At 65.1% G+C, this 11,863-nt stretch carries 16 protein-coding genes; 9 read left to right on the forward strand and 7 right to left on the reverse strand.

All coding sequences use genetic code 11. From position 1 onward, the window contains the following. Nucleotides 1-2 precede the first annotated feature (2 nt). From gtfA to QMG61_RS12665, 3 genes are all read left to right on the forward strand, one after another. On the forward strand, nucleotides 3-1,493 hold the full coding sequence (gene gtfA / locus QMG61_RS12655; RefSeq protein WP_283494686.1) for a sucrose phosphorylase: 1,491 nt from the start codon (nucleotides 3-5) through the stop codon (nucleotides 1,491-1,493). Between the two features lie 126 nt (nucleotides 1,494-1,619). Then, nucleotides 1,620-1,976 (forward strand): hypothetical protein, encoded by a 357-nt coding sequence (locus QMG61_RS12660; RefSeq protein ID WP_283494687.1) that lies wholly within the window; start codon nucleotides 1,620-1,622, stop codon nucleotides 1,974-1,976. Nucleotides 1,977-2,004: 28 nt separating this feature from the next. Continuing rightward, the gene (locus tag QMG61_RS12665; protein WP_283494688.1) at nucleotides 2,005-2,982 is read left to right on the forward strand and encodes a magnesium transporter CorA family protein; all 978 of its coding nucleotides are present in this window, start codon (nucleotides 2,005-2,007) and stop codon (nucleotides 2,980-2,982) included. 1 nt (nucleotide 2,983) lies between these two features. Here the strand turns inward: QMG61_RS12665 and QMG61_RS12670 are convergent, their stop codons facing one another. The 3 genes from QMG61_RS12670 to QMG61_RS12680 all read right to left on the reverse strand — a co-directional run bounded on the left by QMG61_RS12670 (nucleotide 2,984) and on the right by QMG61_RS12680 (nucleotide 5,373). Next, nucleotides 2,984-3,565: a DinB family protein gene (locus tag QMG61_RS12670; RefSeq protein WP_283494689.1), complete on the reverse strand. Its 582-nt coding sequence runs from the start codon at nucleotides 3,563-3,565 to the stop codon at nucleotides 2,984-2,986. Nucleotides 3,566-3,907: 342 nt separating this feature from the next. Further along, nucleotides 3,908-5,038, reverse strand: coding sequence for an iron-containing redox enzyme family protein (locus QMG61_RS12675; RefSeq protein ID WP_283494690.1), 1,131 nt, complete (start codon nucleotides 5,036-5,038; stop codon nucleotides 3,908-3,910). Between the two features lie 161 nt (nucleotides 5,039-5,199). Then, nucleotides 5,200-5,373 (reverse strand): CsbD family protein, encoded by a 174-nt coding sequence (locus QMG61_RS12680; protein ID WP_283494691.1) that lies wholly within the window; start codon nucleotides 5,371-5,373, stop codon nucleotides 5,200-5,202. Nucleotides 5,374-5,529: 156 nt separating this feature from the next. Here QMG61_RS12680 and QMG61_RS12685 point away from each other — a divergent pair, with 156 nt between their 5' ends. The 4 genes from QMG61_RS12685 to QMG61_RS12700 all read left to right on the forward strand — a co-directional run bounded on the left by QMG61_RS12685 (nucleotide 5,530) and on the right by QMG61_RS12700 (nucleotide 7,634). Next, nucleotides 5,530-6,105, forward strand: a complete 576-nt coding sequence (locus tag QMG61_RS12685; protein WP_283494692.1) for an RNA polymerase sigma factor — start codon at nucleotides 5,530-5,532, stop codon at nucleotides 6,103-6,105. Beyond that, nucleotides 6,102-6,740: an Asp23/Gls24 family envelope stress response protein gene (locus QMG61_RS12690; RefSeq protein ID WP_283494693.1), complete on the forward strand. Its 639-nt coding sequence runs from the start codon at nucleotides 6,102-6,104 to the stop codon at nucleotides 6,738-6,740. The genes QMG61_RS12685 and QMG61_RS12690 overlap by 4 nt, the downstream gene beginning before the upstream one ends. After that, complete coding sequence (locus QMG61_RS12695) at nucleotides 6,740-7,066, forward strand: hypothetical protein (protein WP_283494694.1); 327 nt, start codon at nucleotides 6,740-6,742, stop codon at nucleotides 7,064-7,066. Before QMG61_RS12690 ends, QMG61_RS12695 begins: the two co-directional genes overlap by 1 nt. A gap of 217 nt (nucleotides 7,067-7,283) precedes the next feature. Next, complete coding sequence (locus QMG61_RS12700; RefSeq protein ID WP_283494695.1) at nucleotides 7,284-7,634, forward strand: HPF/RaiA family ribosome-associated protein; 351 nt, start codon at nucleotides 7,284-7,286, stop codon at nucleotides 7,632-7,634. Between the two features lie 149 nt (nucleotides 7,635-7,783). Here QMG61_RS12700 and QMG61_RS12705 read toward each other — a convergent pair whose 3' ends face one another. After that, complete coding sequence (locus tag QMG61_RS12705) at nucleotides 7,784-7,948, reverse strand: hypothetical protein (protein ID WP_283494696.1); 165 nt, start codon at nucleotides 7,946-7,948, stop codon at nucleotides 7,784-7,786. A 50-nt stretch (nucleotides 7,949-7,998) separates the two neighbouring features. Then, nucleotides 7,999-8,172 carry a CsbD family protein gene (locus QMG61_RS12710; protein WP_283494697.1) on the reverse strand — a complete coding sequence of 58 codons (174 nt, stop codon included), beginning with the start codon at nucleotides 8,170-8,172 and terminating at the stop codon, nucleotides 7,999-8,001. Nucleotides 8,173-8,383: 211 nt separating this feature from the next. Here QMG61_RS12710 and QMG61_RS12715 point away from each other — a divergent pair, with 211 nt between their 5' ends. Beyond that, nucleotides 8,384-8,584 carry a hypothetical protein gene (locus QMG61_RS12715; RefSeq protein WP_283494698.1) on the forward strand — a complete coding sequence of 67 codons (201 nt, stop codon included), beginning with the start codon at nucleotides 8,384-8,386 and terminating at the stop codon, nucleotides 8,582-8,584. Nucleotides 8,585-8,746: 162 nt separating this feature from the next. On the opposite strand, the gene QMG61_RS12720 is transcribed toward QMG61_RS12715, so the two are convergent. Then, entirely contained in the window at nucleotides 8,747-9,565 is an 819-nt protein-coding gene (locus QMG61_RS12720; RefSeq protein ID WP_283494699.1) for a bacteriorhodopsin-like, read from the reverse strand. Between the two features lie 144 nt (nucleotides 9,566-9,709). On the opposite strand from QMG61_RS12720, the gene QMG61_RS12725 reads away from it, so the two are divergent. Beyond that, nucleotides 9,710-10,228 carry a MarR family winged helix-turn-helix transcriptional regulator gene (locus QMG61_RS12725; RefSeq protein WP_283494700.1) on the forward strand — a complete coding sequence of 173 codons (519 nt, stop codon included), beginning with the start codon at nucleotides 9,710-9,712 and terminating at the stop codon, nucleotides 10,226-10,228. 237 nt (nucleotides 10,229-10,465) lie between these two features. On the opposite strand, the gene QMG61_RS12730 is transcribed toward QMG61_RS12725, so the two are convergent. Then, a complete protein-coding gene (locus QMG61_RS12730) occupies nucleotides 10,466-11,848 on the reverse strand; it encodes a cation:dicarboxylate symporter family transporter (RefSeq protein ID WP_283494701.1) in 1,383 nt (460 codons plus the stop codon). Between the last annotated feature and the right edge of the window lie 15 nt (nucleotides 11,849-11,863).

The raw sequence follows: 11,863 nt of genomic DNA on the forward strand, positions 1-11,863 counted from the left end.
TAATGTCCGATGTCGAACTGCTCGTCTATGCCGATCGCCTGGGCGGCACCATTGCGCAGTTGCAGACCGTGCTCGACGGGCCGCTCCGCGCGTTTTCGAGCGTGCACGTGCTCCCGTTCTACATTCCCTTTGACGGTGCCGACGCCGGCTTCGACCCGATCGACCACGCTTCGGTGGACCCGCGCCTCGGCACCTGGGACGACATGCGGGCACTCGCTCGCAACCGCGGCCTCACCGCTGACCTGATCGTCAACCACGTGTCGGCCTCCTCGGCGGAATTCGTGGACTGGCTCGCCAACGGCGACGCGTCGGACTACGCGGGGATGTTCCTCACCTTCGACACCGTGTTCCCCGACGGCGGCACCGAACACGACATCACCGCGTTCTACCGCCCCCGCCCCGGACTCCCGTTCACGGCGTACCAGGGATCGGATGGCAGCCGCCACCTCGTCTGGACGACGTTCATGCCAACCCAGGTCGACCTGGACGTGCGTCACCCGGCCGCACTCAGGTACCTGCGTCGGGTGCTGCGAGCCCTCGCCGACGGCGGCGTCAGCACCGTGCGGCTCGATGCGGTCGGCTACGCGGTCAAGACTCCCGGCACCGACAGTTTCATGACCCCCGAGACACTGGATTTCACAAGGGTCGTTGTCGCCCTTGCCCACGAGACCCGGGTCGACGTGCTCGTCGAGGTGCACGCGCACTACAGCCAGCAACTGGCGATCGCACCGCTCGTGGACTGGGTCTATGACTTCGCGCTCGCTCCCCTGCTGTTGCATTCCCTCGGCACCGGCACCGTCGACCGCCTGGCCGCCTGGTTCGAGATCCGGCCGACGAACGCGATCACCGTGCTCGACACCCACGACGGAATCGGCATCATTGATGCCGGCCCGAGCGGCGACCGGCCCGGCCTGATCAGCCGGGACGAGATGGCCGCCATCTTCGCACGGGCCGATGTGGCCACCACGGGGCATTCGTCGCTCGCCTCGGTGGTGCCGGAATGGTTCACCCTTCCCCACCAGATCAACGCCACCTTCTTCAGCACCCTCGGCGGCGAGACGGTTCCGTATCTCCTCGCCCGTGCCGTTCAGCACTTCCTGCCCGGCCGGCCGCAGGTCTACTACGTCGGGCTGCTCGGCGGGCTCGACGACACCGCGCTGTTCGCCGAGACCGGGAACGGGCGCGACGTGAACCGGCACCGGTACCCCGCCGAGGAGGTCGACCGGGCCCTCGGCACCGACGTGACCCTGGCGCAACTCGGACTCGCCCGGATGCGCACCGAGCATGCCGCATTCGACGGCGAGTTCAGCTGGACAACCAGCGGGGAGGACGAGGCGCGGCTGCTCTGGTCGAACGGCGACGCCCGGGCGGACCTGATCGTGCGCACCACGCTCGGGGCGCCGAGCTTTCGGATCGAACTGGCGGACGCCGGCGTCACGACCACGTTCGGCACCCCGGCCGAGCTCGCGAATTGGTCACAAAACCGGCGCTGACCTGAGAATTCCCCACTCTTTCCTGTCCCCCTTCCTGCCGACAGCGGGATCGGAGCGACCGCGCTACCGTGGCGTCATCGACCTGAGTTTGAACAATCGAAGACGGTCACCCGGGAAGGCACGTTCATGAAGAGAGTCACGTACTGCGGAAGGTCTTTCCTCACCACGGACGGGGTGGCGGATGCCCTGCTCAGACTGGCGGTCGCTCTCCCGGCCGGCCACAGCTCCGAACTCGTGGAGCTGCCGGCTCTCACCGATCACGGTGACTCCGTGCTCGTGCAACTCGTCGTGGCTCCGGGGAGCGAGTTCCTCAGTCTCCCCGAGAAGACCCGCGCGAAGGACCCGGACACCGTCGACGCCATCGACTACCTGCGCGAGCGCACCCTGGCCCTGCTCACCGGCGCCGAACCCGAGTACGAGCAGGCCTTCGCCGACGCGGGGATGCTGTCCGACAACGGCTGGGACGACCTCTACGGGCTCTGATCCCGTCGATTACTGGTTGACTGAGGTGGTGCGCACACCCAGAACCCGTTGCTATCGTCATGGCCTCCTCGTCGGCGAGGACTTCTCGCTCGCCGAGGTGTCCGAGCATCTGGAGGCGGCGGACACGATCGTCTGGATCGACCTCGATGATCCGAGCGAGGACGACCTCGCCCAGCTCGCGGATGAACTGGGCCTGCACGAACTTGCCGTCGAGGACGCGCTCAGCCTGGGCCAGCGGCCCAAGCTCGACCGCTACCCCGATCACCTGTTCCTCTCGGCTTACTCCGCGGCACTGGACCCCGCCACCTCCCGGGTGACCACGAACGAGATCGCGGCGTTCATCACCGACCGTGCGCTCGTGACGGTGCACCGGAACGGGCGGTTCGATCTCGCCGCGGTCGTCGCCCGGTGGGATGCCTCGCCCGACCTGGCCCGGAACGGTGTGGCCTTCCTGGTGCACGGTCTGCTGGACTACCTCGTCGACGGTTATTTCGAGGCGGTCGAGGCCCTCGACGATGAGATCGAGGAACTCGAGAGTCAGCTGTTCATTCCCAGCGCAAACCAGGAGTCGGTGCAACGGCGTTCCTTCGAACTCCGCAAGAGCCTGGTCACCCTGCGGAGGGTGATCCTGCCGATGCGCGAGGTCATCAACACGCTGTTGCGCCGGGACCTGCACCTGCTCGGTGACGAGATGGGGCCCTACTTCCAGGATGTCTACGACCACGTTCTGCGGGCGATGGAATGGACCGAGAGTCTGAGGGACCTGGCCACCAGCATCCTCGAGGCCAACCTCGCGATCCAGGGGAATCGGCTCAATGTGATCACGAAGAAGGTCACCGGCTACGCGGCCATCATCGCCGTGCCGACGGCAATCACCGGTTTCTACGGCCAGAACGTGCCGTACCCCGGCTTCGGACAGGAGTTCGGTCTCTACAGCTCACTCGGCCTGATCGTGGCGATGTCGGCTCTGCTCTACGTGCTGTTCAAGCGCAACGACTGGATCTGAGTCACGGCACCCAGTAGCCGGTCCGACCGAGAAGCCGGGTCTCCCGGTCGGCGTCCGGGGGAACGTCGACCTCGGGACCGAAGACGCCCATCTCCCGCCAGCCGGAGATCTGCGGGCCGATCTGCTCCCACAGATTTTCGACCAGGGGCGCTCCCATGGAGAAGTCGATCCCGAGATGCTTTGCGATCGACCAGGCCTGGAAGGCCCGGTAGATGCTCACGTGCTGCAGGTACTCGGCGAGCGGAAAGTCACCATAGCTCAGGTGCACGGTCTTGTCCGGATCGAGGTCGGCCGTGACCACCGCGGTGGCGAGGTCGTTCATCCGGTCGTAGGCGCCGATCGGATCGTCACCGAGCAGGTCGCCCGCATGGTCGCCGCCGACCTCGGCAATGGTGAGTCCCGCCAGGACCGCGGGCACCCAGGCCTCGTCGCGGGCGTGGTCCGCAATGATGTCGCGCACGGTGGGGTTCGGTGTGCGCGACCAGTCGCCGGGCGCGTTGAGCGCAAGCTGCTCGGGAGTGATCCGGTCAATGACGGAGCGCAAAGCGGCATCCGATTGGAGAAAGAGCTCTCTCTGCTTCATCCCGGCACGCTAGCACCGTGCGGCGCCGAGGGGAACAGCGCCCGCGCGGGCCGATCGTCCGTGCGGGCCGCTATCGCTGCCTGGCCGGACGACCGCGCCGATGCGCGTCCCTGATCCGGCGACCCGCCGCGTCTCCCCCGCAGTCTCAGGGGTTCTCCCTTCTTGTCGTCCGGCCCGGCTTCTGGTGGTCCGGCCAGGCGGAAAGAGGTGGGGGCCGCAGTTCGCCCCTTGTCGATGGCGGCCCCCGGTCGTGTGGCGTCTCGGTTTCGAGCGCCTGGTCTCAGTTGCCCGGCTCTGTTGGCCCGGCGGTGATCGTCGCGGGAAAATCCGGTCCGGACGTTTTTACGAGGCCACCGTCACGATCTCCAGCGGCCGGGTGGGCAGAGCGTCCTCGGCCCGATGATCCTCGGCCGGCTCGTCGTGGACATCGGCGGGGAGCGGGCGACGCAGCGAACTGCGTCCGTCATTCCAGGCCGCCAGCAGGTGATTCGCCACCCAGCGATCCAGAGCCAGGCAGACGGCAGCCCCGAACATGATGTCGGGGAGTGTGCGCGGGTCGTCGACGGCGAGCGCCCCGGCGAGGTCGCGGCCGGCGATCTGCTCGTGCACGGCATCCGCTTCGATGTGCTCGTCGAAGTAGCGCGTGACGCACTCGCTCAAACCCAACCGGCGGAACCCGTCTCCGTAGAGGCGACTCGGAATCGAGGAGGTCATTTCGAACGCGGCGAGATGGCCGACGATTGCGCCGCGAAGCCGACGGTTGAGCCCGAACATGCTCATCGCATTGAACGAGCAGAGGACGAGCGCCGGAACGTGGTCGAGATAGCCGGCGTAACGGTCATCGAGGCCCAGCCCACGCATCGTGTCGGCGAACAGGGCCGAGTGCATGCGCTCAGGGCGGCCTCCGCCGTACTCATCGGCCTGGATTTCGATCAGCGCCGCCTTCACCCGCCCGGTCAACCGCGGGATCGCCCAGGAATGCGGGTCGGCTTCCTTCAGGGTGTAGATCGATCGGTGCACGATGAACTCGACCGCCTGGTCCACGGTGGCCTTCTGTGCCAGGTAGCGGGAGAGGCTCGGGCCCTGGTCGTCGATGGTCAGAGCGAAGAGCGCCCGGGCGACGGCGTCCGGACTCGAGACCGGGACAGGCGGCTGGGCAATCGCTGCGCGGAGGCTCGACTCGAGGGCCCGCTCGATGGCGAGGCGGGCGACGATGGTGGTCGGATGCCATTCCCAGCCCGGATCCGCTGCGACGACGTCGTCGTAGTGCAGGCCGTAGAGCAGAAACAGGGTCAGTTGGAGATCGTCATCATTGACGACGTCGCCGCACCCGGCGAGCGCCTCCGCGGTGGCGACGATGAACCCGCCGAGGCTGGAGCCGGAGTCGTCAGCGGGGAGCGAGAGTGCGGTCAGGAGTTGGGAGCTGAGGGGTCCGCGAGCCTCGAACGGCGCGATCGGGAAGGAAAGTTGCATGGGGTCACAGTCCTTGTGCTGTGCGACGAACCCGTCATTGGGCTCGCCACAGATGAGGTGCGCCACGCCCGGCATTGGGCGCACCGCACGTGGTCAACGGGCGGAGAACGGAGCGTGCGGCAGCTACGACGCCCTGCCGCACGCCCCCAGTCCGGCGATTACTACTCCTTGAAGATGTCCTTGATGTTCTCGCCGGCCTTCTTCGCATCGGCCGCGGCCTGCTGCGCCCTGCCCTCGGCTTCCTTGGATTCGTCGTTGGTCGCCTTGCCGACGGCTTCGTTCGCCTTGCCCTTGAGGTCTTCGGCGGCGTTGCGAATCTTGTCGGATGCACTCATGCTGTTCTCGCTCTCTGTTGGCACTTTCGGGCTAACCCGGCACTGGTGCGCCGGGTGAGGGTACGGCTTCACATTTAGGACGCAACCCGTGGCATATTTGTCACACGATTGCGCGAATATTGTCGGGGAGAAGGAGAACGCAGTGAGGAGGCTGGAATGTCGACGACGTTGAGGGAGCAGGTCCCCTCCCCACTCGACACGGCATCCGACCTCACCCTGGTCGACCGGGCGGCGGACGGCGACGTGCGATCCTTCGAGGTGATCGTGCGGCGCTACGGACCGCTCATGCGGGTTTACGCCTCCCGGGTGCTCGGGTCCAATGACGAGATGGACGATGTCGTGCAGGAATCGTTCATCACGGCCTGGCAGCAGCTCTCCACCCTCGAAGACGGCCGCGCGGTGAAGAGCTGGTTGATGCGCATCGTGAGCCGTAAGAGCATCGACCGGGTGCGAGCGCGGCGCAAGCACGCGAACATCGATCTGAGCGAACCGGCCGCGCCTGAGCACCAATCCCCCCATAGACTTGCGGAAGCGGGGTCCCAGACCGAAGCTCTCTCTCGGGTCCTCGCCGACCTGCCGGAGGACCAGCGCCGATGTTGGATGCTCCGTGAACTTGCCGAGTGCAGTTACGGTGAGATCGCCGAAGAGTTGGACCTGCCCGTGTCAACGGTTCGGGGCCTGCTCGCCCGAGCACGCAAGACTCTTCTCCGGGAAATGGAGGAATGGCGATGACCTCACCCGACGAGCCATTCGTCGCCTTCGACCTGGACAGTTCCGACCGTGAGCTGGCCCACCTGGCCGGGCACACCATCGAGGAATTGAGCGACTACCTCGACCGGGGCCGCACCCCGCCCGACCCGACCATCGACGACTCCCCCGAGTGCCAGATCGCCCTGCGCAGCCTGCAACGACTCCGCACGGTGCAGCGCTCGCTGCTCTCCAGCGACATCGAACGCGAGTCGGAGCGAAGCGACGGCTGGGTCAGGTCCGTCCTCCAGCACATCAACCTGGAGGCGCATTCCGGCCGGGACATCCCGATCGAACATCCTTCACCGACGGCCCGTCTCGTGGTCACCGAGGGCGCGGTTCGGGGGATTCTCCGGGCGACCGGCGACGAGGTCTCGAATATCATCATCGGTCGATGCCGCCTCGATGGAGACGTGAGCGAGCCCGGCGCCCCGATCACGATCCGCGTCCACGCCGCTATATGCCAGGGCGAGAATATTCCGGCGAAGGCGACGGAGCTGCGCCGAGCGCTCTACGCAGCCCTCGACGACCACACCGACCTATCGATCGCGGCGATCGACATCACCATCCGTGACCTGTATCTCAGGCCCGCAACTCCCCCGAGCGAATCGGAGAAGTGATGAGCGACGTTCTCCCCCCTGCCGATCTCGTCGACGAGGCCGTGCTCGCCGTGCCCGGAGTGGACAGCCTGTACTCGGCGGCTCCGCTCGTCACCGCCGTCATCACGACCGCGCTGGATGCACTCACCAGCCGGCCTCCGTCGGCCAGCACGGTGCTGGTCGAGGAGATGTCCGGCCTGTCCATTGCCGTGAAGATCGGTGTCGGCGAGGGCTACGCCGCGACCGAAGTCTGCCGTCAGGTGCACGACGCCATCACCGTGCACCTGCGGGGCTACCCGGAGTGCGAGATTGCCAAGATCGCCGTGACGGTGGCCAGAATCGGCTGAACGACGGCGATCGACCCCTTCCCGGCGGACGTTCGCACGGTGCGCCGCCTCGCCGGAGACGCCCACTCCCGGTTCGGGCCATACTGGAATGACACGGTTCGCGTGGGAGGAACGAGAGCGTCTGTCGGTCCACCGGCACGAGAGCGAATCGTGAACGGCCCTGAATCCACAGCCCCGGAGGGTGGTGGAGCCGGGGAAACACGACAGAGGAGCAACGATGCAGATCCTAGTGAACACCGATAGCAACATTGAAGCCACGGACGATCTGGTGCGCGAGGTCGAGGCTTCGGTGGACACGCTCCTGGCACGGTTCGAGAGCCGATTGACTCGGGTTGAGGTGCACCTCAAGGGTGAGAGCGCCGGCAGAACAACACCTGATGACATCAAGTGCACGCTGGAGGCCCGTCCGACCGGTGGGAATCCTCTCGCGGCAAGCGATACCGCCTCGTCCGTGACCGGGGCCGTCACGGGGGCCCTCCACAAGTTGGCCAGCGTGCTCGACAGCACGTTCGGCCGGCTGGACAACCATAAGGGCGCATCGGCCATGGGTGACGAACAACCGAGCTGACTGCACGGCGATACTGCCCAAACACCCGAAACGCCCCCGGAATACCGGGGGCGTTTCAGCACGGAGCCCCACGAGTAGAGCATCACGTTCGAAGTAGGGCGTGTAGCCACCGGTCTTCACGATGGCCCTGACGCCAATTCAGACGCCCGTTATGCGCCCCGACGACCCGACATCGAGCGCACCAAGAACGCAATCACCGCTATCACCAGCAGGACCACACCCACCCACAACAGGAAGTTCAGGGACTGCACAAAACCGCCCGTCAGTAGGAGGACGACCGCGATGATGGCCACGACAATCAAGAGCATGTTCATGGTGTTCCTTTCCATTCTTCCCGGAAAGCCCGGGCAACCGTGTGCGTGCGCTATTTCTCGAACACGTCTTTCACATGTTCGCCGGCCTGCTTCAGACTCGCCTTGGCCTGTTCGCTCTTGCCTTCAGCCTCGAGCGACTTGTCGCCCGCGATCTTGCCGGCGCTCTCCTTGAGCCTTCCTGCAGCCTTCTCAGCCGCATTCTTGATCTTGTCAGCCTCACTCATTGTTTCCGCCTCTCGTCACTGGAAGGTGGGGAGGCCCCACCGGCTGATCGAATCTTCAGCGTTCCGCGCGAGCCCCTTTCCGACGAGAATACCCTTGCGTTACGGCCGCAACAATGAGCCGGTCTCCCCGAATTATCCCGGCGCTAGGATGAGGTGAACCACACCCCGTGGCGGAAGATGAACGACGAGACTCGGAATTGGCAGGCGCACTATGAGCAGGCGCGGATTGGGCAGGCCTGGAATAGGTCTGGCCGGGATCGTGTATCTGGTGATCGGGGTAGTCGTAGCCGCCACCCAGGGCTATCTCGTGGCATGGAACGTTCCCGGCAATATTCTGGAAGGCCTGGCGGCAATTGTGCTCTGGCCCCTCGTGGCCCTCTTCGGGGTCGATCTGCACACCTTGATCGCATAAATCAATCCACCCCACCACGATCGGGCGTGCCCGCCGGTTCGCGTGAATCGATCAACGTTCGACGAGGCCTCCCGCCCGTTTGACGCCGACGGCGCGCTCCCCTCTGAGAAAGCGCGCCGTCGTCGGTGCCGCCTGCAGGAGCGGCGGCAATGTACGCAGCCGCTACCTGCGGACTGCAGCCACGTCGTCGTGAGCGGCTTCTGCCGCCGCGAACTCGGCGTTGTCCTCATAGGACTTGGCTTTTGCGATGCCGAAGATGATCAGCGCGTAGACGGCCTTCGCGAGAATGTCTGCGACCGAATAGCCGACCTGTTTGAAGACCCAGGCATCCGCTCCGGAGATGTTGAGAAGAGGGAGCAGATATGCGATCGGGTAGACACCCCAGCTCAGCAGGAGAAGGAACCGCAGGCGACCGATTGTCTTGCGCACCGATTGGGGCTGCGTGTTCAATGACTTGCTCAGCTGAACGAAGAGCACGTAGAGGATGTAGGCGAACGGGATGGTGGAGAGCAGACCGAACAGTCCGCGAAGTCCGTTGTCGCCACTGATCTCACCCGGGTAGCCGAGCACGATCATCAGGGCGGCCGCCGGAACCAGGCGCATCAGAAGTCCGGACTGCACCTTGCGCGCGAGCGCGAGCACCGCGATGAGCTCGACCAGTAGCAGCGGCACCGTCAACAGCCAGTCAACATAGCGGTAGCCCTCATTGAAGGACACCCCGACGGCCTGGCTGTAGTCTCCGGCGCCGCCGACCTCCGTCGAGATGAAGGCCTCCTTGAACGAGTCGAAGATGCGGAAGTAGTGATACGCGGCGATGCCGCACACGACGATCGCGACGGTGATCGCCTGGCGGTAGCGCGGCAGAATCCGCGGAAGGGAGATGAGCAGAAACACTGCGGTGAACAGCTGCGACGCGATGACGAGCGACAAGAAGTTGTAGACGGTTGCGTATTGCCCCTGCGACAGGATGTCGGGAATCACGGATCCTCCTAAAGCATGATTGAGTGACTGAATAACTAATTAAAACGCTAAGTTAGTATTAAAGTCAATAAGTTTTCGGGAGCGGTATCTTGGGGATCATCCACGCCCCATAAACTGACTTATCCAGTAGAGACAGGAGGTCTCATGAGCACCGAGGCCGGACAGTCTCACACGCTCGTCGGGTTCCCCGCGGCGGCGGTCGAATTCGTCAACGTCATGCAGCGCAACCGCGAGCGGATCGGTCAGGATGCCGGGCTCTCCCCCAGTGAGCTTCGTGCGCTGTTCCGGGTCGCTGCCGAAGTGAGCGTCACGCCCAAGCAACTCGCCGGCTACCTGAATATGACCACAGCGGCGGTCACGTTCATTTCCAGCCGACTCGTCGATTCAGGGCTGCTCCACCGGGTGAACAACCCGAACGATCGGCGGAGTCTCTACCTCGAGCTCACGCCTCTTGCGCACCAGATGATGCTCGATATCCATCGCGACTTCGTCGCGCTCCTCGAGACGGCCACGAGCGAGCTGGATCCCGTCGAACGCGACACGTTCACGGAGACACTTCAGTCCGTGGCTCAATCGATGATGCGCCATTCCACTCGTGCCGACACGTCCGAGCCCCGCGAAGCGCTCCGCCCCGGCGGCACGGGAACCACGACGCACCTCTAGCGCCCCCTGTCCGGTGCGCGTCTCTGGGCGCCGTCGAAGAGAGTCGGGGAAACGGGGAACGCGAGCGAACCTGCCCAGGCGTACCAGATCCGAGATCACGGCGCTTCGGCTGAATTCAGGCGCCCATCATGCGCCTCGGCGACCCGACATTGCACCGCCATCATCACGACCGCAGTGGAGGCCCTCGCCGGCCGTCCACGCACGGTCATTCCCACCGGTCTGGTACCCGGCCGGAACTCAGCGGGCGAGCACCGCCGTCTGAGCCGCCTTTTCGGCTTCCCTGCTCGTCTCGGCCGCGGTCGGAACGCTGTGATGGGCGATCATCGTGGTCTCGTCGAACGGTTCGTGGCGGTCGAGCACCCGGTCGACCTGGGCGCGGTCGATCTCCTTGGTCCAGGACCCGATCAGCACCGTGGCGACTGCGTTCCCGGTGAAGTTCGTGAGCGCGCGCGCCTCAGACATGAACCGGTCGATCCCGACGATGAATCCGACGCCGTCGAGCAGCTGCGGGGCGTGGGCCTGCAGACCGGCGGCGAGCGTCGCAATTCCGGCCCCGGAGACGCCGGCAGCACCCTTGGAGGCGATGATCATGAACACGAGCAGTCCAATCTGCTCCCCCAGGGCCAACGGCTGGCCCATGGCGGTCGCGATGAAGAGCGACGCCATCGTGAGGTAGATGGCCGTGCCGTCCAGGTTGAAGGAGTAGCCGGTGGGAACGGTGACGCCGACGACGGGCTTGGATACGCCGAGATGTTCCATCTTGGCGATCAGACGCGGCAGCGCTGCTTCGGAGGAGGAGGTCGAGAAGATCAGCAGGTACTCGCGACCGAGGTAGCGCATCAGCTTGAAGATGTTGACGCCGGTGACGATCTTGAGCAGCCCCCCGAGGATGACCACGATGAAGAGCACGCAGGTCAGGTAGAACGCCCCCATCAGGGTGAAGAGACTGACCACGGCCTGGATGCCGGTGGCGCCGACGACGGCGGCGATGGCACCGAAGGCGCCGATCGGGGCGAGCCACATGACCATGATCAGGATGCGGAAGACCAGGGCCTGCACGTGAACGATGCCCTCGAGGATCGGCTTGCCGGCCGCGCCCATCTTCTGCAGGGCGAAGCCGGCGATGAGCGCCACCAGCAGGGTCTGCAGGATGTTGCCGGCGGTCAGCGAGGAGAACAGGGTCGTCGGGATGATGCCGAGGAAGAAGTTCGTTTCGACGGATTCGGGCGGTACGAAAGCGGTCGAGCTGAGGTTCAGTCCCGCGCCCGGCTTGACCAGGTTGCCCACGAACAGGCCGATGCCCAGGGCGAAGGTCGACATGATGAGGAAGTAGCCGAGCGCCAGGCCGCCGATCCTGCCGACCGTGGCCGCCTTGGCGATGGAGCCGATCCCGATGATGATGGTGCAGAAGATGATCGGCGAGATCATCATCTTGATCAACGCGATGAAGATGTCACCGAGCGGTTTGAGTGAAACGGCGAATCCGTCTGAGCCGCCGAACAGCAGACCCACGACGACGCCGAGGATCACGGCAATGATGACCGCCAGATAGAGATAGTGGGATTTGTCGAACTTCTTCTTCGCCGGCTTTGCAGCGCGAGGGTGGGGCAGCGATGCCATGTCAAGACTCCTTTG

Source organism: Cryobacterium sp. PH31-AA6 (assembly GCF_030063195.1).
Classification (GTDB): domain Bacteria; phylum Actinomycetota; class Actinomycetes; order Actinomycetales; family Microbacteriaceae; genus Cryobacterium.

What these genes read in the sequence shown, in the direction of transcription:
- gtfA (WP_283494686.1), top strand. Translation starts at nt 3, where the DNA reads ATGTCCGATGTCGAACTGCTCGTCTATGCCGATCGCCTGGGCGGCACC.
- QMG61_RS12675 (WP_283494690.1), bottom strand. Translation starts at nt 5,038, where the DNA reads ATGCAACTTTCCTTCCCGATCGCGCCGTTCGAGGCTCGCGGACCCCTC.
- QMG61_RS12730 (WP_283494701.1), bottom strand. Translation starts at nt 11,848, where the DNA reads ATGGCATCGCTGCCCCACCCTCGCGCTGCAAAGCCGGCGAAGAAGAAG.
- QMG61_RS12710 (WP_283494697.1), bottom strand. Translation starts at nt 8,172, where the DNA reads ATGAGTGAGGCTGACAAGATCAAGAATGCGGCTGAGAAGGCTGCAGGA.
- QMG61_RS12670 (WP_283494689.1), bottom strand. Translation starts at nt 3,565, where the DNA reads ATGAAGCAGAGAGAGCTCTTTCTCCAATCGGATGCCGCTTTGCGCTCC.
- QMG61_RS12660 (WP_283494687.1), top strand. Translation starts at nt 1,620, where the DNA reads ATGAAGAGAGTCACGTACTGCGGAAGGTCTTTCCTCACCACGGACGGG.
- QMG61_RS12715 (WP_283494698.1), top strand. Translation starts at nt 8,384, where the DNA reads ATGAGCAGGCGCGGATTGGGCAGGCCTGGAATAGGTCTGGCCGGGATC.
- QMG61_RS12690 (WP_283494693.1), top strand. Translation starts at nt 6,102, where the DNA reads ATGACCTCACCCGACGAGCCATTCGTCGCCTTCGACCTGGACAGTTCC.
- QMG61_RS12680 (WP_283494691.1), bottom strand. Translation starts at nt 5,373, where the DNA reads ATGAGTGCATCCGACAAGATTCGCAACGCCGCCGAAGACCTCAAGGGC.
- QMG61_RS12725 (WP_283494700.1), top strand. Translation starts at nt 9,710, where the DNA reads ATGAGCACCGAGGCCGGACAGTCTCACACGCTCGTCGGGTTCCCCGCG.
- QMG61_RS12700 (WP_283494695.1), top strand. Translation starts at nt 7,284, where the DNA reads ATGCAGATCCTAGTGAACACCGATAGCAACATTGAAGCCACGGACGAT.
- QMG61_RS12685 (WP_283494692.1), top strand. Translation starts at nt 5,530, where the DNA reads ATGTCGACGACGTTGAGGGAGCAGGTCCCCTCCCCACTCGACACGGCA.
- QMG61_RS12705 (WP_283494696.1), bottom strand. Translation starts at nt 7,948, where the DNA reads ATGAACATGCTCTTGATTGTCGTGGCCATCATCGCGGTCGTCCTCCTA.
- QMG61_RS12695 (WP_283494694.1), top strand. Translation starts at nt 6,740, where the DNA reads ATGAGCGACGTTCTCCCCCCTGCCGATCTCGTCGACGAGGCCGTGCTC.